Annotated in this window: 19 protein-coding genes; 11 read left to right on the forward strand and 8 right to left on the reverse strand. The window is 49.8% G+C overall.

Annotated elements, in window-relative coordinates; all coding sequences use genetic code 11:
* The first annotated feature begins 138 nt into the window (after nt 1-138).
* The 6 genes from CVV44_02335 to CVV44_02360 all read left to right on the forward strand — a co-directional run bounded on the left by CVV44_02335 (nt 139) and on the right by CVV44_02360 (nt 7,039).
* Nucleotides 139-1,476: a citrate synthase gene (locus CVV44_02335; protein PKL40461.1), complete on the forward strand. Its 1,338-nt coding sequence runs from the start codon at nt 139-141 to the stop codon at nt 1,474-1,476.
* A gap of 140 nt (nt 1,477-1,616) precedes the next feature.
* Entirely contained in the window at nt 1,617-2,099 is a 483-nt protein-coding gene (locus CVV44_02340; GenBank protein ID PKL40462.1) for an OmpA family protein, read from the forward strand.
* An 84-nt stretch (nt 2,100-2,183) separates the two neighbouring features.
* Nucleotides 2,184-2,600 carry a CoA-binding protein gene (locus CVV44_02345; GenBank protein PKL40907.1) on the forward strand — a complete coding sequence of 139 codons (417 nt, stop codon included), beginning with the start codon at nt 2,184-2,186 and terminating at the stop codon, nt 2,598-2,600.
* 167 nt (nt 2,601-2,767) lie between these two features.
* On the forward strand, nt 2,768-3,967 hold the full coding sequence (locus tag CVV44_02350; protein PKL40463.1) for an acetyl-CoA C-acyltransferase: 1,200 nt from the start codon (nt 2,768-2,770) through the stop codon (nt 3,965-3,967).
* Between the two features lie 106 nt (nt 3,968-4,073).
* Complete coding sequence (locus tag CVV44_02355; protein PKL40464.1) at nt 4,074-4,781, forward strand: hypothetical protein; 708 nt, start codon at nt 4,074-4,076, stop codon at nt 4,779-4,781.
* A gap of 65 nt (nt 4,782-4,846) precedes the next feature.
* Nucleotides 4,847-7,039, forward strand: a complete 2,193-nt coding sequence (locus tag CVV44_02360) for a hypothetical protein (protein ID PKL40465.1) — start codon at nt 4,847-4,849, stop codon at nt 7,037-7,039.
* Nucleotides 7,040-7,044: 5 nt separating this feature from the next.
* On the opposite strand, the gene CVV44_02365 is transcribed toward CVV44_02360, so the two are convergent.
* The 4 genes from CVV44_02365 to CVV44_02380 all read right to left on the reverse strand — a co-directional run bounded on the left by CVV44_02365 (nt 7,045) and on the right by CVV44_02380 (nt 12,063).
* Complete coding sequence (locus tag CVV44_02365; protein PKL40466.1) at nt 7,045-7,809, reverse strand: short-chain dehydrogenase; 765 nt, start codon at nt 7,807-7,809, stop codon at nt 7,045-7,047.
* Nucleotides 7,810-7,832: 23 nt separating this feature from the next.
* On the reverse strand, nt 7,833-9,092 hold the full coding sequence (locus CVV44_02370; protein PKL40467.1) for a 2-hydroxyglutaryl-CoA dehydratase: 1,260 nt from the start codon (nt 9,090-9,092) through the stop codon (nt 7,833-7,835).
* A gap of 79 nt (nt 9,093-9,171) precedes the next feature.
* Nucleotides 9,172-10,293 (reverse strand): 2-hydroxyacyl-CoA dehydratase, encoded by a 1,122-nt coding sequence (locus tag CVV44_02375; GenBank protein ID PKL40468.1) that lies wholly within the window; start codon nt 10,291-10,293, stop codon nt 9,172-9,174.
* Between the two features lie 48 nt (nt 10,294-10,341).
* Nucleotides 10,342-12,063, reverse strand: coding sequence for an AMP-dependent synthetase (locus CVV44_02380; GenBank protein PKL40469.1), 1,722 nt, complete (start codon nt 12,061-12,063; stop codon nt 10,342-10,344).
* A 144-nt stretch (nt 12,064-12,207) separates the two neighbouring features.
* On the opposite strand from CVV44_02380, the gene CVV44_02385 reads away from it, so the two are divergent.
* Nucleotides 12,208-13,005: a hypothetical protein gene (locus tag CVV44_02385; GenBank protein ID PKL40470.1), complete on the forward strand. Its 798-nt coding sequence runs from the start codon at nt 12,208-12,210 to the stop codon at nt 13,003-13,005.
* An 86-nt stretch (nt 13,006-13,091) separates the two neighbouring features.
* Entirely contained in the window at nt 13,092-14,225 is a 1,134-nt protein-coding gene (locus CVV44_02390) for a hypothetical protein (GenBank protein PKL40471.1), read from the forward strand.
* Between the two features lie 14 nt (nt 14,226-14,239).
* Here CVV44_02390 and CVV44_02395 read toward each other — a convergent pair whose 3' ends face one another.
* From CVV44_02395 to CVV44_02410, 4 genes are read right to left on the reverse strand one after another with little or no spacing between them, the layout of a single operon-like run.
* On the reverse strand, nt 14,240-15,085 hold the full coding sequence (locus tag CVV44_02395) for a hypothetical protein (GenBank protein PKL40472.1): 846 nt from the start codon (nt 15,083-15,085) through the stop codon (nt 14,240-14,242).
* Nucleotides 15,086-15,107: 22 nt separating this feature from the next.
* On the reverse strand, nt 15,108-16,142 hold the full coding sequence (locus CVV44_02400; GenBank protein ID PKL40473.1) for a glycyl-radical enzyme activating protein: 1,035 nt from the start codon (nt 16,140-16,142) through the stop codon (nt 15,108-15,110).
* A gap of 7 nt (nt 16,143-16,149) precedes the next feature.
* Complete coding sequence (locus CVV44_02405; GenBank protein ID PKL40474.1) at nt 16,150-18,672, reverse strand: hypothetical protein; 2,523 nt, start codon at nt 18,670-18,672, stop codon at nt 16,150-16,152.
* Nucleotides 18,673-18,697: 25 nt separating this feature from the next.
* Complete coding sequence (locus CVV44_02410; protein ID PKL40475.1) at nt 18,698-19,465, reverse strand: hypothetical protein; 768 nt, start codon at nt 19,463-19,465, stop codon at nt 18,698-18,700.
* A 393-nt stretch (nt 19,466-19,858) separates the two neighbouring features.
* Between CVV44_02410 and CVV44_02415 the strand changes: the two genes are divergently transcribed.
* From CVV44_02415 to CVV44_02425, 3 genes are read left to right on the forward strand one after another with little or no spacing between them, the layout of a single operon-like run.
* Nucleotides 19,859-20,251, forward strand: a complete 393-nt coding sequence (locus tag CVV44_02415) for a hypothetical protein (protein PKL40476.1) — start codon at nt 19,859-19,861, stop codon at nt 20,249-20,251.
* Between the two features lie 13 nt (nt 20,252-20,264).
* The gene (locus CVV44_02420; GenBank protein PKL40477.1) at nt 20,265-20,558 is read left to right on the forward strand and encodes a DNA mismatch repair protein MutS; all 294 of its coding nucleotides are present in this window, start codon (nt 20,265-20,267) and stop codon (nt 20,556-20,558) included.
* Between the two features lie 53 nt (nt 20,559-20,611).
* Nucleotides 20,612-21,793 carry a hypothetical protein gene (locus CVV44_02425; protein PKL40478.1) on the forward strand — a complete coding sequence of 394 codons (1,182 nt, stop codon included), beginning with the start codon at nt 20,612-20,614 and terminating at the stop codon, nt 21,791-21,793.
* The last annotated feature ends 25 nt before the right edge of the window (nt 21,794-21,818 follow it).

The raw sequence follows: 21,818 nt of genomic DNA on the forward strand, positions 1-21,818 counted from the left end.
ATTCATCATCATTCATGGATGGAGAATAAAAGCTGTTCCTGTACATCCCGTTGCGCGAATCATCGGCAATGATAAATAAAAATAAATGTACCGGTCGCCTGTAAAAAATGAACTAATCGGAGTCAAGCGGAGGAAAGAATGGAATCGATTTTAAAAAAAATTGAGGAATTGGCGCTCACTCACGATAAGGTGTCACCGGATCTTATCAAGGAAAAAAATGTCAAGCTGGGCCTGAGAAATTACGATGGCACCGGTGTCGTTGTGGGAATCACTACAAAGGGACGCGTACTGGGCTATAAATTAAATGATAATGCCCAGAAAGTACCCGTTGACGGGAAACTCTACTATTGCGGCTATGATGTGGAAAGCATCGTTGAAGAGGTGAGCCTGCGAAATTCCTTCGGTTTCGATGAGGTTGTATACCTGCTTCTTACGGGCGAACTTCCCACAGTGGACGACCTGGCAAGCTTTACAGAGACACTGGCGAAGAGAAGAGCTCTTTCCAAACAGGAACGGAGCGTCATCATGGAAGAGGTGCAGAACGACAACCAGATGTATGGACTGCACAGCGTTATTTCACACCTGGGGCGTTGCGACAGCAATCCTGATTCCATCGATATCAAGGATGTAAGCAGGCAGTGTCTCAACCTTATCGCCAAGTTCCCCACGATTGTGGCCTATAACTATAACGTAACCCGCTTTAGAAAGGGGGAGGACCTCAAGATGGTCAGGCCCCGTAATGACCTCAGCGCGGCTGAAAATTTTCTCTACATGCTAAAGGGCGAAGTGCCGGATAAAAACGAGGCGCAGCTTTTTGATATAGCGTTGATCCTTCATGCCGAACACGGCGGCGGCAATAACTCCACTTTTACGGTCCGGGCCGTATCATCCAGCGGGGCCAATACCTATATGGCCATTGCCGCGGGGATTGCCTCTTTGAGCGGCCACCTTCATGGGGGAGCCAACGAATCGGTTATGAAGATGATGAAAGACCTGAAAAAATACGTAAAAGACTGGGAGGATGAAAAGGCCATCAGGGCATACCTGACCGATGTCCTGGAAGGCCGGGCCCACGATCGGTCGGGGAAGATATATGGACTTGGGCATGCCGTATATACTCTGTCGGACCCCCGGGCTATCATGCTCATGGAGTATGCCCGTGAGTACGCAAAGCAGAAGGGAGCCCTGGATGAATACCGTCTTTATGAGAAGGTAGATGCGATAGCCTCGGAATTGCTCACGACGAGGAAGAGTGTGCCGATTAAAGCCAATGTGGATTTCTATTCGGGATTTATTTATAAACTCATGGGAATTCCCCAGGAACTTTTTACACCCATATTCGCCATGGCACGCGTTGCAGGATGGTCCGCTCACCGTCTTGAGCAGATCGTCCAGGGAAAGATAATGAGGCCCGCTTATATTGTCGCCAGTGATAGAGAGAAGGAATACCGCAAGCTTATGGACAGGCAAATGTAATTTCCCGGAGTTTTATGGCAGGAATTAGTATTTATGCTGGGACTTCCCCTTGACAGGGTCGGTCTTCTCGGCTATAATTATAGCGTTGTAATGCTGCATTCCAGTGTCAGCCCAACATTTTTTTAAAATCCGGAGGTTATATGAAAAAGTTACTGATGACTCTCATGGTTCTGCTTTTCTCTGTTGCGGTCACCTTCGCTCTTGATCTGAAGGTGAAGGATAAAAATCTTTCCGACACGGCGGAGATGAAGCAGATGAATATCAGCCTGAAGGCTGTTCAGAACAAGTACGGTCCCATTGTCTTTGTCACCGGGAAGGCCGATATTGATGTGGCCAAGTGCAAAACCACTCTCAACACCATTGTGACAATTATTAAAAAATATCCCCGATTTCTGGTCACGGTCGAGGGTCATACGGATAATGTTGGTAATAAAAAATCCAACCTGGCACTTTCCCAGAAGAGGGCTGAGGCAGTTGTTGCATGGCTTGTCAAGTCCGGCGGTGTTGCGGCCAAACAGCTGAAAGCAAAGGGCTATGGCGATTCAAAACCCATCGAAAGTAATAAAACTGAAAAGGGGCGTGCCAAAAACCGGCGTGTTGATTTTGAAGTAAGCAAGTTATAGATTGTAAACAAAGCTGAATGGTGGATGATAATTTTCCATCATTCAGCACAAGAGGGGGATGATATGAGCACCGTTTCATGTGAGATGCCCGACAGAAACCCACCGGGTGAGGAAATCCGGAAAATACTGATGGAGTCGAAGACCATCGCCATCGTTGGGTTGTCCGATAACCGGGAACGGGACAGTAATATCGTCGCCCGCTATCTCATTGACAGGGGCTATACCGTTATTCCCGTTAATCCCGCCAAAACGGAGATACTGGGACGGAAATGCTATCCTGACCTGAAATCAATTCCCGGCGCCGTTGATATCGTTGATGTCTTCCGAAACATTGAAGCGGTGCCTGAAATAGTTAATGAGGCACTATTGATCAAACCTCGCGCCATATGGCTCCAACTGGGTCTCGCCCATAAAATATCGGCTGAAAAGTCCAGGGACGAAGGAATCATTTTTATTCAATCAAAATGCATCAAGATCGAGCATGGGAAGCTCGTCTCATGATGAGTTACCGGTAATCTGCCAATCCTGGTTTTTTACTGATTATCGGTCCGCCTGCCAGAATTCACCATGGTGCACAATAATGTTTTTGACAAATATTCAACCTCAAGTTAAGTTGAACAATAAATGCAGTTTTATTCAAAATAAAATAGTCGGGGAGGACTTAATATATGGCTAATAAGGAAATTGTAATCCTGTCGGGGTGCAGAACACCCATCGGCAGTTTTGGGCAGAGCCTCAAAGATGTGCGCGCCTATGAACTGGCAGCTCTGGTCATGCAGGAAGCGATGAAGAGGGCCGGTGTTACCGGTGATATGCTCGATGATGTTATCATGGGGGATTGTATCCAGACCAGTGATGAGGCCAATACGGCAAGGACTGCGGCTCTGAAGGCGGGAATTCCCGTTGAGGTTCCGGCCACGACGATTCAGCGTCAGTGCGCATCGGGTATGCAGGCAACGGTCTTTGGTTCGCAGCAGATAATCGCCGGGGATTCTACCTTTGTTCTCGTGGGTGGAACCGAATCCATGAGCAATGCACCCTACGTGCTGAAGAAGGCAAGATGGGGAGCGAGGCTGCAGCATGGTGAAATGACAGACGTTATGTGGGAACTGCTTCATTCGGGTAGTGGTCTTCTCGGGGAGCCCTTCATTATGGGACAGACCGCTGAAAACCTGGCTGATAAATATAAAATATCACGTGAAGATCAGGACCAGCTGGCTCTTGAAAGTCATTCCAAGGCCTCGGCCGCCTCGAAAGGCGGAAAATTTAAAGATGAGATCATTCCTGTTCCCATTCCCCAGAGGAAGGGCGATCCCAAAATGGTCGACACCGATGAGCATATCAGGCACGGTGCGGTTTTAGAGGATTTCAGCAAGCTGAAGCCCGCATTCAGGAAGGACGGAACGGTAACGGCGGGAAATTCATCGGGACTCAACGATGGAGCTGCCGCCATGATCATCACCTCGGCTGAACAGGCTGCCAAGATGGGGGCAAAACCAATGGCACGCATTGTGGCCAATTCCTTTGCTGGTGTGGAGCCCCATCTCATGGGATATGGACCCGTACCGGCTGTTCAGAAGCTGATGAAGAAAACCGGCATGAAGCTCGATGATATCGACGTCATCGAAATGAATGAGGCCTTTGCTGCACAGTATATTGCCTGCGAGCGGGGACTCAATGTCGATAGGGCCAAGGTGAATGTGAATGGATCAGGCATTGCCCTGGGACATCCCGTGGGATGCACCGGCGCGAGAATCATTGTTTCTCTCATGTATGAGCTGAAAAGAAGAAACGGTAAATTCGGTATTGCAACCCTCTGCGTAGGCGGGGGAATGGGTGCAGCCGTACTCATTGAGAACCTGCAATAGTCCCTTCCCGTAATGTGGGAAAGGACGAAAATACATAATCAAAATCCCGGCATGTGTATATTTATGCCGGGATTTTTTTAATATAATACTATCTTTCCTTTTTTTTGTGAGAAAGATGATATATTATCTTTCATATATTATTATTTTGTTGCCATATGTTATGAACATTATAAAAGTTGAACAGAAACCCTTGTTTGATTTCCTGCGGGACCAGCAGGCACCCCTGATGGAAATTGAGCTTATCCGCAGGTTTACGGTCTGCCAGGAAGACAAAAGGGAGGACAGGCTTTTCATGCAGCACTTCTCTCTGTATCATGCCCTGTATGGATTGAAACAGTTTGCAGGTGGAAAAGGGTATCATCTGCATCTTGACCCCATGCGTATCCGTATGGTGAAACTCCCGGACCATGGATTGTGCAGACATTATATCCCCGAGGAGGGAGTGTTCTGTCCCATGGAAACAGGGCACGGACTGTTTTGTGATTATCATGCGAGAATGTATGCCAATCTCGATGGTATGTTGTATTATGATCCCCTTCAGGAGTTTTACGGCAATCCCGATAATATCCGGTTTGGCAACAGCCGAATACTGCAAAAACTTTTAAAGGGAATGAAAGTATACGTTATACGAAAAGGTGAGATCGACCGTGCGCTTCGGCTATTCGATATCTCTCACCCGGGAAAGGCGATTATTCAAAAACGCTATCATGAGCTGGCGAAGAGGTTTCATCCTGATTCTTCCAGTGGCTCCGAGGCAATGATGAAAACACTCAATCATGCCTATTATATTTTGAGGGAAGTGTATATACTCTGACAGTGTTACGGTATATAGTCCCGGCACCGATGTGCAGGGAAATAGCAGTGCTTCTGTATTTTTAATTGGACATATGTCCTGATCCGCTGCATATGGAAAATTTTTTCAGCATACATATAATAAATATTTACCCCTATGCAATACTGCCCCTGGCAGCAGGCCTGCTTATTGCCGCCATTTCAATAAACGCCTTTATGCAGAGTTATCGCAATACATTTGCGACGCTTGTCTTTTTATTCTGTGGAATTCTTGTTGTCTGGCTGGCATCCCTTGCCGCTATGATAATGACACCCTATTATGTAGTGGCAAAGACGGTGAGGTATGTATATATAATCTGCTGGTTGGCCATACCTCCGGTATTTTTCCATTCCGTGGTCGTGTTCAGCAGGATAAAAAAACAGGCCCACATCTTTTTTTACCTGTTATATGCCATTCTGGCCGTTGTGTTGATCGCAGGGGATTATGTAACGGTTGAACTGGTATACTTCGGCTTTTTCCCCAGGATCATTCATCCCCAGGGTATTGCCGTCATGACAATATACTATGTTACTATCGCATTGAGCCTGCTCATCCTCTATGATGAATACCGCGAGGCTGATACAAATACGAGGAAAAACCAGGCGCGGCTTCTCTGGGCCGGGTCTACCCTGGGATTTATCTTCGCAGCGCCGGAAACCATTCTGCTCATCAGCAGGAATGTCGTTACATATAAAACGGGATTTTCCTTTGAACTGACTATAAATGTGATCATCGCCGCGATTGTTATGATACTTTCATACGCAGTGCTGATGTTTTTATCGAGACTGGCTTTTTTTGAAAAAAAGCATATCGATAAGAACGTGAAGTATGTGATACTGGCCGGTATACTCGGCATACCCTTTAACTGGATTTTCAATAAGTATACCTACCTGTACTGCTATGGTATATATCCCATAAGCGGTATCGGGCTGATTATCGCGACCCTTTTAATACTCTACGCATCCATGAAATACAAACTCATGGATATGAGCTATCTTTTCAGAAGATATATGCTGTATTACGTGCTCGTTGCCGCTTTTATGAGCGCATATATTTTCATAGTCGGGATGCACTACGATCTCGATATCCTTATGCCCTTAATATTTATCGGTTTTCTCATGGTTTTTATTTTTAATCCCTTCTATCAGTTTCTGAAAAAAATCAGTGATAAATTGCTGTATACCCACCGTTTTGATTATCAGAAAACAATCAGGGATATCAGCAATCAACTTGTAACAGTTCTTGATTACGATAAGCTCATACAGCTGTTGCGGGAATCGGTGGCCGATGTAATGAAGGCTTCGGCCTTCACCATTCTGCTGTATAACTATGAAACCGATGAATATGAGTCTGCGGCGCAGCATGGGAATGTTCCCCCCGGTCTCGGGCCCTTCAGTACATCGGATGTAACAATAAAGCTGATAAAACTCGTCAACCGTGAAATCTTCCTTGAAGAGCTGGTGGACGAAAGCGGCGATGACGGGGGAGAATACGGGGATTTCTTCCGATCCCTGAACGCGGTGCTCATTATACCCATGGCATATAAGGGAGTCCTCCGCGGCATATTATGTCTGGGTGACAGGGAAACCGGTGATATCTATACGCAGCGGGACGTGGAATTGCTGCAGATACTGGCGAATCAGGCAATCATCGCCCTGGATAACGCCCGACTGTATGAGATGGCTATCACCGATGAGCTGACAAATTTATATATCATACGTTTTTTCAACCAGAGAATCATTGATGAGATTATTAGCTCCGTGAGGCTGAAACGATACATGTCCCTGCTCATGATAGATATCGATTTTTTCAAAGAAATTAATGACAAATACGGCCATCAGGCAGGTGACCTGGTGTTGAAAAGAATTGCCGGCATCATTGAAGAACAGGTTCGGGCCATCGATCTCGTGGCCAGGTACGGCGGCGAGGAGTTCGCCGTAATCCTGCCCGAAACGAATAATGAGATGGCTCTCATGGTGGCCGAGAGGATTCGAAATAAAATAGAGGACCACGTTTTTCCCCGTGATATCAGGATAACGGTTTCTATCGGCGTATCCACTATCGACGGCAACAAAGTTTCACCGGCCGTAGAGGCCTCACAGAACCTCAATCACCAGGAGAGGAAAAAATTCTTCAGCGAAATAAAGGAAACGGTCATTTACCACGCCGACAAGGCTCTCTATGGAGCGAAGGAGCAGGGAAGAAACAAAACCGTCAATAACGGCGAGCTTGTCATATGATCGTATTATCTCGCCGTTGATCCGCCGTCCACCATTATTGTCTGGCCCGTGATGAAACCCGATCCCTCGGACGCAAGGAACAGAACGGGATGAACGACCTCTATGGGTTCACCGATCCGTCCCATGGGGATCGACCGGGTAATTTCCCTGTATATATCCTCATTGGACCAGAAGGGTTTGCTGAATTCGGTCCTGATCATGGCCGGAGCAACGGCGTTGACCTGCACATTGAAGAAGGCCAGTTCCGTTGCCAGGACCTTCGTCATCATTTCAATCCCGGCCTTGGCTATTCCGTAGATCCCCATGCCCGGTGCTGCGCGGTGACCTGCTATGGATGAAATGCTTATAATCTTTCCCGTTTTCTGTTCTTTCATGATGGCAGCGGCCTTTCGGGAGACCATGTAGGTTCCGCTGAGGTTGGATTCGATAATCTTCTGCCACAGGGATGGCTCGGTTTCTGCAATGGACGGGGTGACCAGGTTCATGCCCACATTATTGACGAGGATATCAAGCCGGCCGAATTCTTCCATGACCTTTTCGAAGAGCCTGTTCACGTCCCCCTCTTTCGCGATATGGGCCTGGACCGCCAGGATGGAATCACCGCCGCCAAGCTGTGCTACGGCGGCATCGAGGTTTTCCTGCTTTCTGCCGCATATGGCGACTTTCACGCCCTGTTCAAGAAGGTTTCTGGCCAGTTCCAGGCCTATCCCCTTGCTCCCGCCCGTGACGAGGGCTGTTTTTCCCTTGATGTTGTAATTGATGGTGCTCATGGCGTTGAATCTCCTCCCTGCTATTATTTTCGTCCCTTTAGAATTTCCATGAAGGCGTCAATGCGCGTTTCAATCTGGCTTTCGCTGAAATTCCTCTCATCGACCATATCAGCTTCAATTATGAGGGTAGGGATGTCAAGCTCCTTTAAAACCATTTTCTGCAGATCGTACTGCCCGAAGGAATAGGGCTTGCAGCTCCTGTTGGAATGCATGACCAGGCCGTCGGCGCCGTATTTTACCACCATCTCCTTCACTTTCTCGAACATCATATCCACGGAAGTGTTTATGTAGGCATGGGAATAGGCCAGTCCCATGGTCTCCATGAAGTTGTCGGGATCTATGAGGTGCATGACACCGCTCCAGGCCGAGGTGTAGGTATCGGAAACCAGGGCGGCTCCGTGTGAAGCCAGTTTATCCGAGAGCCACTTGGTACGGTACCACACAGGCAGGTTGTCCCATATGAGACGGTACTTTTCATCGGGCACCATGCCGATTCCCTGGCTGACCCTTTCTCTCATTTCATTCAGTAGTTCCGTGTAGTAGTCTACCACGGTTTGCGTTCCCCGCAGGGTTACAATGAGAGCAAGGTGAAAGAACGCGTCAAAGGCTGTCATGGGAGCCGGCCTGTGCATGGTTGTGTCGAGAACGGCCTGCCAGAGTTTTTGTCCCTCCAGTGATAGGCGTCCCACCTGGGAGAATTTATCCATATCGGCCTTTTTACCCGTCACTTTTTCAAGGAAGGCGATGTAGTCGTCGAGCTGCCTGCGGAGATACCGGTGTGCCTCGGGGGAAAATTCCGTATGGATGAAGGGCGTGTCATAGATGAAGAGGGGCACGTTGAAATACCGGGCCTGGACCTCGTACCATTTCATGACCGTGCCGCAGATATTGTTGCAGCACACCAGGAAATCGGGCTTTGGCAGCCCGCCGATGGGACCGCCGTCCACCGTGGCGCAGGCTATATCGGAACGGGCGTAGGAACAGAGATCGCGGCTGTATCCCATCTCTTCGGCCTTTTCGCAGAGGTCCACGCCCATTTTTGAAGCCCCGATCATGGCCCCGTAATTTTCCGGGTACACGGGGATGACATCAAAGGCTATAAGGGGCTCCACGGGCCCGCCGCTGGTGATCCACGCCACGAGCTTCCCGTTCTGCGAGGCGGTCTTTGCCTGGATGTAGTAATCCGTCATGATCTTTTTCATGGTCTTGACGGATTTAATCTTTCTTTTTTCCTTTTCAGGATCTTTAGGTATTGTTTCGTTGGGTGACTGGTTTGTATTCATGGTATGTACCTCGTTTCAGTTGTCATGACGCCGTTTCATCCTATTGAGGGTCGGCCCTGTTTTCTATTTCCTGAAAGGCTCAAAGCATATCGAGAAAAGTTTCGAATCGTGTTTTCAGCTGTCCTTCCGACGGGAGCCTGTCCTCTATCTCCAGGAGCATGCTGGGGATTTTTTCCCTGTCCAGGAATTGTTTCATGTAGGGGTAATCGAATCCCTGGGGATCGCAGAATTTTAAAAACATGAAAATAACGCCGCGGGCATCATGTTTTTTCACAATATCAACAAGGTTGTCTCCCCGCGAAGTGCTTGAGCGGTACTTGGCCGGGCATACATCGCGTTCCAGGTACCGCCGGCCGATATCGGTCACGGGGTCGCCGGTGAGAAAAATCTCGCCCTCGAAGTAACGAGTTCCGGTGCAGAGATCATCCCACACAACGGCGGCGCCCAGCGAGTCCAGGATGCCGTGAATGTCGGGATTATTGCAGATTCCTCCCGTGAGCACCAGGCGTTTTTTGGTTTCCGCCGGGGTGTCTTTCTTTATACCATTCAGGAGTTCCACTGTCTCAGTCAGTTTTACCAGCAGTTCCTTCCTGTCCATGATCATGGAGGTTTTAACAATGGCATTGATATCTGAGCCTGATATGATTCCGGGATGAGAGCTGCGGATGAGATACAGTTCCCGTAGTTTTTTTCTCACCTCGTTAAAAATTGTGATGGATTCACGAAGATCCCCGTCGGTGATGCTGACGCCCAGTCCCTTTTCCAGGTCGGTCCTGAATTTACGCAGTACATCGAACATGTAGTCGCGCGCGCTTTCGGTGTGGAGCTGTACCGGTAAAATGACGTCGAAGTGGTTTTTAATTCCCGTGTTAAGACGCCATATGTCGGAAAGACGCTGGATGGAATCGCAGGTGTGGGGGAAGACGGTGCCGTCGAGAAAATCGAGTTTTCCCGCCAGGGCCTCTTCGAGTCCGCCGCGAACCAGAGAGCAGGCGTAGGCCTGGAGATGGGCATCGGCCCGGGAGATATTTTCCGTGCTGCCGAAAAGGCGGAAGGGAAGGGCCCCGGCTGCCACGACGAATTCCTCGGGCGTATAGGTGCAGAAATGTCCTATAACTTTTTTCCCGGTCCTCTTCTTCCATTCCCTGGCATAGGTATAGGGGTCTGCGGCTGTTGTATGATAAAATTCATATCGATTCATGATGTGTTCCTGTTTTAATATTGTATTTGCGATGTCTCTGGGTAACTATTACCGGTTTCCCGTGTACTGCCCTGCAGCCCGGAGACGTTCGATTTCCTGTTCTTCCAGAACCTTGTATGCCACCTTGCCCACGAGAGTCTTGGGGAGCTCTGCCGTAAATTCCACTTCGCGGGGACAGCTCCATTTGATCAGGTGCTTCCGGCTGTATTCGATGATCTCTTTTGCCTTGGCATCACTCGCGGCTTTGGGATCTTTCAGAACCACAAATGCCTTGACCCGTTCTACCTGGTCCACATCGGGAACGCCGATGACGCAGGCCTCGGCCACATCGGGATGCTGGTAGATGATTTCCTCAACCTGGGCGGGATACACGTTCATCCCCGAAGATTTTATCATGCGCTTCTGCCGCAGCTTGAAATAAAAGAATCCGTCGGCGTCCATGACTCCGATATCCCCCGTGTGCAGCCAGGTTTTTCCATCGGCATGTTTTTTCAGGACCCGGGCCGTCTCTTCAGGCTGATCCAGGTAACCCAGCATGACAGCCGGCCCCTCGATGCATATTTCCCCTTCCTCTCCCAGGGGTACCTCGTCCGTGGTATCCATCTTGACCACCTTCATGTTCATGTTGGGGAAGGGCACGCCGATGCTTCCTTCGCGGTATTCATCAACGGGTGTGGCCATGATGGCTGTCACCGCTTCGGTGAGACCGTATCCTTCGAGAAGCTTAACATTTCCTCCCTGACGTTTGACAATGGACTCAAAGCGCTCCTTTACTACGCGGGGCAGTGTATCGGCGCCGCTGAAGGCCGCCTTGATGCAGCTCAGGTCCGTGGAATTAAATTCCTTGTTCTTGTTCAGGGCCTCGAAGAGTGTTGGTACGCCAATTACAAAGGTGGGCCGTTTTTTCCGTATGAGCGTTGCCACATCTTCCGGTGTAAAGGTTGGAACCAGGATGCTTTTCCCGCCTCCCATGAAGGCCGCGTTGACGCAGACGCCCAGACCGAAACCGTGGAAAATGGGTAGAATGGCCAGGATGGCGTCCGTGTCGTCCATTTTCCCCCAGGCAGCGCACATCATGCCCTCGGAAATGAAATTATAATTAGTGAGCATGATTCCCTTGGGTTTGCCCGTTGTGCCTCCGCTGTAGAGGATGACTGCCATGTCATGGGGGCCCATTTCAGCGGCGGGAGGGGCAGGATGTTTTGCCTTCATTATATGGGACCACCAGGTTACATTGGGATCTGCCGGGACCTTCGGTATTTTCCTTCCCTTGGTGAGATTGAATCCTATAGCCTTTAACGGCGGCAGGTAATCGGGAATTTTGGTCAGAAGAATTTTTTCCAGGCAGGTTTTTCCCACCATGTTTTTGAATTTGCCATAGAAGGCGTCGATGGTCAGGGCAAATCTGCTTTTACTGACAGTTATATAAAATTCGATCTCATCTTCCGTGGAGAGGGGGTGGATCATGCTGGCCACGGCGCCGAGGCGGTTTGCGGCATAGAAGCAGATGATTCCCTGGGGAGTCGTGGGCATGGAAATGGTAATCCGGTCACCCTTTTTCAGTCCCATGTCGGCCAGGGCTGCTGCCACGTGTTCAATTTCCTTCACGAACTGCGTATAGGTGGAAGTGTATCCCATGAAATCATAGGCAATTGCGCGGGGAAATTTTTTCGCTGAAATTTTTATTGCTTCATACATGGAGCACCGGGGATAATCCAGGGTATGCGGCACGTCCCCGTAATATTTAAGCCATGGTTTCTTGTCATTCATGCTCTGACCCCCTTGTTAGTTATTTTAAATAATAATTTTTTTAGAATACCCTTAAAAAAGTGTTCGACAATACCGAACACTGTGCTACAATGCTACCCGTAATTAAAATTTTGTCAATACATTTCCTTATCAGAGAGCATTGTCATGTCTGAAGCTATTGAAAAGAAAGGGAAGCAGGACAAGAAATTTATCCAGTCGGTTCAGCGGGCCGGGGATATTCTCAACCTGTTCATCCATGAAAAGAGGCCCCTGGGAATTACGGAATTTTCCAAAAAACTTTCGCTTCCCAAAACGACAATCCAGGGCATAGTACTCACCCTCCTGGATATGAACTATCTCGAACGTGATCCAGCAACGGGGAAATATCGTCTGGGACCCATGCTCTTTCAGCTCGGCATGAAATATGCCACGAACATGGACCTAGTCAATACGGCCCGAGTCTGGATGGAGCGTCTCTGCTACCAGTTCCGGGAACCGGTGAACCTGGGAATGCTTGTGGGAAACCGTGTCGTGGTGCTTCTCAGGGTTGAACCGGAAAACAGGTTTATGACTATGCCGCAGGCAGGATCAGTAATACCGGCCCATACCACCTGCATAGGCAAGGTCATCTATGCCCATCTTGAGGATAAAAAGCGCGAAGAGCTGCTGAAGGATTATTTTTTCGAGCCCATGACCGACGCCTCTATCGTCGTAAAAGAAGATTTCATGAAGGAACTGGAAAAGGTACGGCGGGACGGCATCAGCTTTGACAACCAGGAGAGCATTATAGGGCTTGCCGGCATCGGCGCCCCCATATTTAACTGGCAGGGACAGGTTTTCGCAGCCTTTGCCATCACCGGCAATGCCGAGCACATCAGCAGCCGGCGTGAGGAAATTATCAATGCCGTGAGATATACGTCTTCCATGATTTCAGGACAGCTGGGGTATAACAGCGGAACCTGACCTGGGAATAATCGGTGTTAAAGGCTTGACTTTTTACTGTACATACCAATACATATGGTTCAGGAGTTATCCTTCTGGAATAGTTCATGAGCAGTGATCCTATCAGGCACATTGAGAGAATTGAGGTAAGGGTTGATTTCCTTGAGGTGGGAACAACGCTTGCCGGCAATGTCTATGATGAGCAAAACCACCTTCTTTTCCGCAGCCATATTCCCTTTACACAGGACATGATCGAATTTCTAAAAAAGAAAGGGATACAGTTAATATACTATACACCCCGCGATGATGCACCGGTGAAGACACAGCCTGAGGGAATCGAACAATTCAGAAATCGGGCCCGGGATATTATGGATATGCTCCTGGAAGCCGTCGCCAGGAATGACAGGCCCGACTTCAACGAGGCCCGGCAGTTTGTCCGGGACCTCCAGGACTTTATCGAGGCTGATGACAGCACTCTTCTGCCGCTCATGAAAATTCGAGAATATGACGATTATACCTACACTCATTCCGTGAATGTGGGAATCCTCAGCATGATGCTGGCCGGGAAGTACGGCATTGACTACGAGATGGTTCACGATGTGGGACTGGGGGCGCTTCTCCATGATACGGGCAAGCTCACGATATCACGTGATCTGTTGAATAAGCAGGGGAAGCTCTCCGGCGATGAGATATATATCTTCCGTCAGCATCCCGTGAAGGGCTACGAGTACATGGAACAGTTCAAGGACGTCTCAGAGGATGTACTCGCCATAATCCACCAGCATCATGAATGGTACAATGGAAAAGGATATCCCCGGGGACTCAACGACGAAAACATGCATGCCGGGGCCAAGTTTGCCGCCATCTGCGATGTCTATGACGCCCTCACCACGGAGCGTTCGTATAAAAGGGCTTATACGACCAGCGAGGCGCTGGCCCTTATCATGCGCGGGGCCGGTACCCATTTCAGCCCTGTACTGGTCTCCCGTTTTGTTCGTGACATGACCCCGCTTCTCCAGAAGCATCCCGTATTTCCTCCCGGCACCCTTGTACTTCTCAATACCGGCGAGGTGGCCATGGTAAGGGAGGTCCATTCTATCGGCGATGACAAGCCCATCGTGGCCATAGTGACGGATAATCAGAGAAAGAGGCTTGCCCGCACTTTTAATATCGACCTCACCATGGATGCCACAAGGAACCTGGAGAAGGTGATCCGCTTCGCTTCTATCCCGCCGGAATGAACGGCCCGGCTTCGCTAAAAGTTGGTGACGGGTTCAAGAGGCACGGGAGGATATATCTGGCCGTGGTTGGGCGGCATTGAATTGTAAACCCACTCTATGTCCACGGTTCCCAGCCTGATTCCCCGGCTGCGTGAATATCCCATGAAGGTCCCTCTCGCCAGGACATCCTCCATCTGCATGGTAAGACAGAAGACCGATACAATGGTGCCTGCCCTGAGCTCCAGGAGCTCCCCGCCGAAAGCGCCGGGATAGAAGGCCAGGTGTCCGTTGTCGGCAGCCTGGCACTGAATCACGGGGATGATCACGGGAAAACCGTCTCCGCCGATAAATGACAGGAACTTCAGTGAATCCAGCCTGTTGAAAATATATTCGCCGAAAAATGAGAGCCGGCGTTCTTTTCCTGCCGAAGCAGCGCCTCCTTTTGCCAGTTTGGTTATGAGCGCGGATTTGACAATGGCGCCCATGGGCAGAGGAGCTCCTGCCGTGGTTTCCAGGAGATCGAAGTAATGCACGGTGTTGATGCCGAAATAGGTATTGTACCGGAACATGGGCTGTTTGTTGTATATTTCGTATTCAGGCCCCTCTTTCCTGAGGTGGGTCCAGCGAGCCCTGCCGCGCCAGAGAACCCTGTCCATGGTAAGGATGGCGAAGGCCATGTTTTTCGTCAGGGCCATGTACTCCTTGCTTTTTCCCGTGCTGAATTCGCCGATGGTGAGCTGGTCCGGCCTGGAGGCCATGAGGGAAGTCAGGAGGGACATGTGGGGGAGTCCCCGGGAGTCAACGGTGGCGACGATACCCACCTTTTCGGCCGGCTCAAAGGATTTCATATCCGCTTCATTGAATGTCTTCTGAATTGCCATGTCTATGCTCCTGTTTTCAGTTTCAGCACCGGGGCAGCGATGATTTTATTTTCTTTTCCACATCGGCCGGGCTGTTTGTATCAGTATTCTTTTCAAGGATGGTGGAACCGCTCCAGCGTACAATGGACGGCACCGGTACCGAAGAGCGCGCCGTTTCAGCAAGCTCTTCCATGAAACGGGCGGTTAAAAGGTCCTTGTCTGCGAATTGCCAGTCCATTCCCAGCCGCTGGTATTTGTCCCTGCAGAGATTGTTGAAGGAACAGAGTTCCCACCGGTCCACGGAATCCCGCATATTTATGGTGATAAAATTACCGATGCCGCGAATGTTCTCATGCGTTGCCGTTGTTCCGGGAATTACGGGAGTACGGACCCAGAGCGTTGCGGGACGGATATGGTCTTTCATGTACGCGGCGATATTACGGGCGTTCTCCAATATGGTTTCGTTCCCGGCGCCGGTGAATACCGTATGTTTCGCCGTATCGATTTCCTTCAGGTCAAAAAGAAGAATGTCGATGTAGGGCAGGAGACTTTCCAGTACAGCCCATGATATATGTCCGCAGGTATCGAGTGCAGTCTGAATTCCCCTTCCTTTGAGTTCCTTCAGCAGAGACAGGCAGAATTCCTTCTGCATGGCTGCCTCACCTCCCGAGAGAGTCACACCGCCCCGGGATCGCTCGAAATAGGCCTTGTCCTTTACCAGTTCGTCCGTCAGTGCTGCAACGTTCCATTTTTTACCCAGCAGTTCCATGGCCGTGGAAGGACATTGGTCGGCGCAGGTGCCGCATCCCCTGCACAGGTCGCGGTCAATGGCCATTCCTTCGGGTTTCAGTTCCAGGGCACCTGCAGGGCAGGCTTTCTCGCAGATACGGCATCCGATACAATTGTTACCTATCCACTGGACCTGTGGCACGGGACTTAAGCTTTCAGGATTATGGCACCATGAACACTTCAGGGTGCATCCCTTGAAAAAAACCGTGGTACGGATGCCGGGACCGTCCTCGGTGGACATACGGATGATCTCGAGCACGGTCCCTGTCTTTTTGTTATCCTGCATCATCGCTTCCTTAAAACCTGTTATGGCTGATTCGTTCAATCACTTCGTCCTGCAGTTCCCGGCCAACGGTGGTGAAATAGGCGTTATATCCCGTTATTCGTACCAGGAGATGACGATAATCCTGGGGATGCATCTGCGCTTCTTTCAGCATGACGGGGTCCAGCATGTTTATCTGGAGGGCCGTGCCGCCGTTTTCCGCATATCCGCGGAGAAAGGCCTTGAATTTGTCCCGGTGCTCCGGGTCACGAAGAATCGAAGGGTTGAAAGTGATGGTGTGGCTTGCTCCGTTGGGCAGTTCGTTCAGGTAATCATCCCAGTTGCCCATGCCGTCGGGCGCTTTCCCTCCCAGAACCTTGCCCACGGAGTTGGTATTGGCCGTGGGACCGTTGATATCGGCGCCGTTGGACGGGCAGATGGCATTGGAAAGAAACTGGCCCCGGGGCCGTCCGTCAGCGCTTGCTGCCATGATATACCCGTCACCGGCCCAGTAGTTCCAGCTCAGCATGCCGGGCCTGTAGCGCCGTCCCGTTGATTTCGTTGAGTGCTTCCATGTTTCATCGCACCACAGCTTCATGACCCGCCTTGCCATATCATCGGCTTCGTTGTCGTCGCGGCCGTATTTCGGCGTCTTGTTTTTCGCCATGGCCTGGAGTATGGGATACCCCTCCCAGTTGTTCCGCAGGGCGGCGACAAGTTCATCCATGGTGCAGGCTTTCTTGTCGAAGACCAGGTATTTAATGGCCAGGAGGGAATCCACTGTAGTGGCATAAGTGACGGCCTCCAGAGTAGTAAAACTCAATTCGGCGCCGCCCTGGGTGATATCCCTGGCTTTTTCAGCGCATCCCTTCACCATGCAGGAGAGGTAGGGCGTGGGGAAAAAGCGGGCTCGCAGTGATTCCGATATTTCATAGAGCCCGGCACATTTCCCTATGATGTATGCCGTCTGTTCCGCATAGGCCTTCCAGAATTCGTCCCAGGTTTTAAATGACATGGCATTGCCCGTGGCCGGGCCGTCCTGCCTGACGGGTTCGGTTTTTCCCGTCATGGGGTCCGTGAAGGGGAGCAGGTCCTTTCCACCGGTCAGGGCCAGTTCTACGGCCTTCAGGAGATTCAGGTTGTTGTCCACGGTGCCGGACCGGTCATTGCCCACCATGGTGTTCTCAAGACAGCCCACGGGCGCGTATTCATGCACATTGTCTTTGTTGATGAGATGCTGCAGACCTGTTTTCTCGGCCTGGAAAATCATGCCGGCCATGGAGCGTTCATCAAAATTGAGCAGAAAAGGCGCGCCCTGGCTCGATTCGATCATGCCGACAATTTTGTTCAGCAGCTCTTCAGGGCTGTTGCGGTGAAGCCGTACATTGGGTTTTGGCTCCAGTATGGGGGACATCTCGTCGATGACCTCGAGGATGACATAGGTGAGCTCATTGGTCATATCCTGCCCGCCCTTGCCGAGACCCGAGAGTGTTATAAGCTGGCCGAAACCGGCGGTAATCCCCTGGTTGCCGTTTCGTATCATGGCGTCATAGGCCGTGTTGGCATGCACCCAGAAGCACTTCAGTATTTCCTTGGCGAATTCACGTTCCATGCCCTCGCGTATTGATTGCTCGTAATAGGGCAGGAGGTACTGGTCCACGCGTCCGAAGGATATCCCGGCACCGGGATAGTTTTCGTCGGTCATGACCAGCATATGGTTCAGCCACAGTGCCTGAAGGGCTTCCCAGAAAGTTGAGGCCGGTTCCCAGGGGACTTTTTCCAGGTTTTCCGCCATGGCCAGGAGTTCGTCTCTGCGCTGCGGGTCTTTCTCGTTTTCCGATAATGACCGGCACAGTTCCGCGTATCGGGCCGCCAGGTCTCTGGCAGTGGTGGCGGCGGTAAGCATGGCAAGCAGCTGCTTACCGGCCGGACCCTTCTTGCGCTTTTTATCCAGGGCGTTATAATGAGCGGTCAGATCAGCGTGCACGCCTTTCCAGCCCAGCTTCAGCAGACGTTCATGGCCGGGGATAAGGTGTCCGCTCGTGGCCCCGGCATTGCCGTAGCCATGATCATGGAACCATTTCATACGGGCCCGTGCACCCTTTTTACCTTTCACAAGGCGGTTCCATTCCCTGCTTTCTTTTTCCGTGAAGCACATGGACGTCTGTATATTGAAGCGGGCACCGGCCAGCAGGTCACCGGGGAGCAGTTCGCAGGGCACGTACTTGACTATGGCCTCACGGACAAACCAGGCGCGCCTTTCCACGAGGCTCCAGTCCCAGAACTTTTCATGAAGTTCAACCTTCCGTGCCCCCTGCAGGTAGGAGGCGCCCAGGGTGTTCAGGAGTGTATATGATTCGGGAACAATGTAGAAAGTCATTTCGTTGTAAATGACGTCCCAGGGAGTTCCCGTTGTCCACGCGGTAAATTCATTATTCCACCTTCGCTCCGTTCCCTGGAAATAATAGTCGCGGAGCCACTGTATGCGGGGGGACAGACCCTCCGGTTCCTTTATCGCGTAATCATGTGCCGATGTCGTTTTCATTGAAGCCTCCATTGTCCGATATACTTTTTAACAGCAGCTACTCTCCAGCCGGCATGCTACGCAGGTGTTTTTCACCGTGGGCGAGCATGCTCCGCATAACCGATACGGCCTTTTTTGTATCATGTAACTCCAGTGCCTGCACCATATCGCGGTGAAAGCCATGAACACGCATGATTACCTCGTGGTCTTTAAAGAACTGGCCTGACAGATTGGTATAGATCTTACGGAATGAATTAAGAATAAGGGGATAAATGGCGTTTCCCGTGGCCAGGGACACCAGGAGATGAAATTCGAAATCAAGGTTCGTCACGATTTCCGTGTTCTTGTAATTGATCGATGCCTCAATTTTCAGGATATCATTAAGCTCTTTCATCTGATCAGCGGTGCGGTTTTCAGCGGCCAGCCGGGCAAATTCCGTTTCGAGAAGGGATCTCATCTGCAGCATGCTGTCAAAGAGATGGGGTTCCAGTTTTCCTTTGTGATACTGGATCAGGGAGGAAAGCAGTGTTAGAGAACCCTCTCGGCGGTAATCGTTGACAACAGCCCCGGCGCGGGGTTTCATGCTCACCAGCCCCCGGGAGGCAAGCTCGATAAGGCCTTCATGAACAACGGGACGGCTGACGCCGAGCTGCACGGCCAGTTCTCTTTCTGAAGGAAGTTTTTCACCGATTTTCAGTTTTCCCGAGAGTATCAGTTCTTCAAAACGGGTGACAAACACATCTTTCAGGCTATCGGCCTTCAGCGGTTCCAGAATGTGCTCCAGCATTGTTCCTCCGTTACGGCAGATGGTATTACCACATGCCATATTATGTCTTGTTTCTATTTTTGTCAAGTTCTTTTACCTGATATAACCGGCCCGGATAAAGAAGGTAATAATAATTCACGCAAAGTCGCAGAGGCGCAAAGTTTTTTTAATGTTTTTATTTGAATCTCACCGACAACCTTTAAATCAGGAAGTGATATACTTACATTGTTTCCAGCATAACGCTTTGCGTCTTAGCGTCTTTGCGTGATTTTACTCTTTATTTTCACCTGATTTCAGGTATTGAGACAAAATCCCAACAATACGAAATGAGCCATTTTTTAATTTTGTATTGTACAATATCGATGTTATATCGGAAAATGCGGGGTCAGAGCATTGAGGTCAATGCATGTAAGTTATTTGTATATTCAAAATAGTTTAACATGGATATTGTTAATGGTTAATGTAAAACATGAGCTGGAGAAGATGCAGAAGCACCGGGAGAGCTACTATCCTGCATTGCAGAAAATGCTGGTGCTTTACGAAGAAAACAAGGATAAAAATCAGCTGATTCAATTACGTGATGATCCCCATATTCTGATAATTCTTGAGCTCAGGGATATCGGTTATATTGAACAAGACGCCCTTACCGTTGAAAAAACTTTCAACATCATATCAGCTGTGTGGTACAATGGCGCGTATCCCCTGACGGAGAAGGGTGATACTTTTTTTGCCGGGAATGCCGGACAGCGGGTCACGCATGGTTTGAGATATATATTAATCAAGGCAGGCATTATCGCCGCGGTCATAATTCTCTTATCCGTATTGTATAGAAGTATTTTTTACTGAGGATGACTTTTTGATGGAATTCGGGAAAGAGGTGGACCTGCATCATTTTCATCCCCGTGATACGAAGGCCGTCGTTGAGGAGTTCTTGAGACAGGCCGTGGAGAAGGGGTATGTACGTGTCAGGATTGTGCACGGGAAGGGACGTTCGCAGAAAAAGAGCCAGGTCTATGCCATTTTGCAGGGCCACAGGCAGGTGAAGGCCTATCACGATGAAGGTGCAAACTGGGGCGCCACGGTCGTTTTTCTTAACAGTTCAGGCGAAGATAGGGATTTTTCAGGAGAACAGGAATACACCACGAAACAGTGATGGTAATTTTCTTGCATTTTACAGGGCTTTTCTGCCTTAATGCAGTATTTTAAATGAGGAACCTTGCCAGGGAGAATGACCCTGTTAAAGAACGGAAGGCTATGGCAATAAAAGAACAGAAATATACGCTCATCATCAATAATGGTCCTGCCGATGGATTTGAAGTCAGGGAGATGGATAAGAAGGATTTTCTCGCTGAAACGTCCAGGCTTCTCCAGCGTCCAAAAAAAATCTTTCTCGGACTCGGCGATTTTCTGGAAGTGGGCGACTATAAAAAACTCATGGACTCCGTCTTCTTCGATAAAGAGGGTGTCCTTTTTGAAAACATCCTGGACAAGAACAACAGGAAGATATCCGAAGAAGGGAATATCCCTTTTTCCTTTTTCAAACTGGCCGTATATTTCCCCGATTTTCTCCTGCGGGAGGTACCCACGTTCTGCGTTTCGGTTATCGGCAAAAAAGCACGACTCTTTCCCGGGTCATTGAACTTTATCAAGTATATAAAAGAATATGATCCACTGGTTCTCAGCGCCATGCCGTATGAGATCGCCATTGAATTCGTTAAAAGGGTAGGGCTTGGAGATAAAAATCTTATATCCACGGAATACCGGATCAAAAGGAATGAGAAGCACAAGGATGTATATGCCGGTGATATTAAGCGCTTTATCTCCGGTGACCGGAAGAGCCTGGAAATCGAAAAACACCTGGGAGGCCTGGACCTGAGAAATGAGGATATCGTCTACATCGGGAGCGGCGAGTCAGGCGTTAAAACGTTCTCGCAGGTTAATTCCGTGGCCTTCAATCCCCCGTCAAATATAGCTTCGGAATCCCGCCTTACCCTGTACGGTTCTTCTCTGGAATCCATGCTCATCCTTTTTAACTTCGACGGTGAACTGGACGGAGTCCTTTCTTCGAGTCCATGGGAGGAATTTATACCCTCCCTGGTCGTGTATTCGGCCCAGAAGGGCAAATCCAGAGAGCTCCTCAAGCTGGAGTATGAGCACCTGGTTCTGCAGAACAATATTATCGGTCAGCGCATCGAGCACTCCGGCGACAGCTATGCCTCGGTGGAAAGGGAAATAGACGTGACTTTCGGTGCTTCTTTCGTGGACATGAAGGAAGTACGTGAGATGATCAGCAAAAGAATGCATGAATACAAGGACAACCCCCAGGAACTGGTGAAGGAAATATATCGCATTGCCAAGCAGCGTTATAAGAACTTTTGCACGGTCTGACAATCGGTATACTAATCCAGTGTGG

Source organism: Spirochaetae bacterium HGW-Spirochaetae-1 (assembly GCA_002839375.1).
In the GTDB taxonomy this organism is placed as follows: domain Bacteria; phylum Spirochaetota; class UBA4802; order UBA4802; family UBA5550; genus PGXY01.

What these genes read in the sequence shown, in the direction of transcription:
- CVV44_02335 (PKL40461.1), top strand. Translation starts at nt 139, where the DNA reads ATGGAATCGATTTTAAAAAAAATTGAGGAATTGGCGCTCACTCACGAT.
- CVV44_02340 (PKL40462.1), top strand. Translation starts at nt 1,617, where the DNA reads ATGAAAAAGTTACTGATGACTCTCATGGTTCTGCTTTTCTCTGTTGCG.
- CVV44_02345 (PKL40907.1), top strand. Translation starts at nt 2,184, where the DNA reads ATGCCCGACAGAAACCCACCGGGTGAGGAAATCCGGAAAATACTGATG.
- CVV44_02350 (PKL40463.1), top strand. Translation starts at nt 2,768, where the DNA reads ATGGCTAATAAGGAAATTGTAATCCTGTCGGGGTGCAGAACACCCATC.
- CVV44_02365 (PKL40466.1), bottom strand. Translation starts at nt 7,809, where the DNA reads ATGAGCACCATCAATTACAACATCAAGGGAAAAACAGCCCTCGTCACG.
- CVV44_02370 (PKL40467.1), bottom strand. Translation starts at nt 9,092, where the DNA reads ATGAATACAAACCAGTCACCCAACGAAACAATACCTAAAGATCCTGAA.
- CVV44_02375 (PKL40468.1), bottom strand. Translation starts at nt 10,293, where the DNA reads ATGAATCGATATGAATTTTATCATACAACAGCCGCAGACCCCTATACC.
- CVV44_02380 (PKL40469.1), bottom strand. Translation starts at nt 12,063, where the DNA reads ATGAATGACAAGAAACCATGGCTTAAATATTACGGGGACGTGCCGCAT.
- CVV44_02385 (PKL40470.1), top strand. Translation starts at nt 12,208, where the DNA reads ATGTCTGAAGCTATTGAAAAGAAAGGGAAGCAGGACAAGAAATTTATC.
- CVV44_02390 (PKL40471.1), top strand. Translation starts at nt 13,092, where the DNA reads ATGAGCAGTGATCCTATCAGGCACATTGAGAGAATTGAGGTAAGGGTT.
- CVV44_02395 (PKL40472.1), bottom strand. Translation starts at nt 15,085, where the DNA reads ATGGCAATTCAGAAGACATTCAATGAAGCGGATATGAAATCCTTTGAG.
- CVV44_02400 (PKL40473.1), bottom strand. Translation starts at nt 16,142, where the DNA reads ATGATGCAGGATAACAAAAAGACAGGGACCGTGCTCGAGATCATCCGT.
- CVV44_02405 (PKL40474.1), bottom strand. Translation starts at nt 18,672, where the DNA reads ATGGAGGCTTCAATGAAAACGACATCGGCACATGATTACGCGATAAAG.
- CVV44_02410 (PKL40475.1), bottom strand. Translation starts at nt 19,465, where the DNA reads ATGGCATGTGGTAATACCATCTGCCGTAACGGAGGAACAATGCTGGAG.
- CVV44_02415 (PKL40476.1), top strand. Translation starts at nt 19,859, where the DNA reads ATGGTTAATGTAAAACATGAGCTGGAGAAGATGCAGAAGCACCGGGAG.
- CVV44_02420 (PKL40477.1), top strand. Translation starts at nt 20,265, where the DNA reads ATGGAATTCGGGAAAGAGGTGGACCTGCATCATTTTCATCCCCGTGAT.
- CVV44_02425 (PKL40478.1), top strand. Translation starts at nt 20,612, where the DNA reads ATGAGGAACCTTGCCAGGGAGAATGACCCTGTTAAAGAACGGAAGGCT.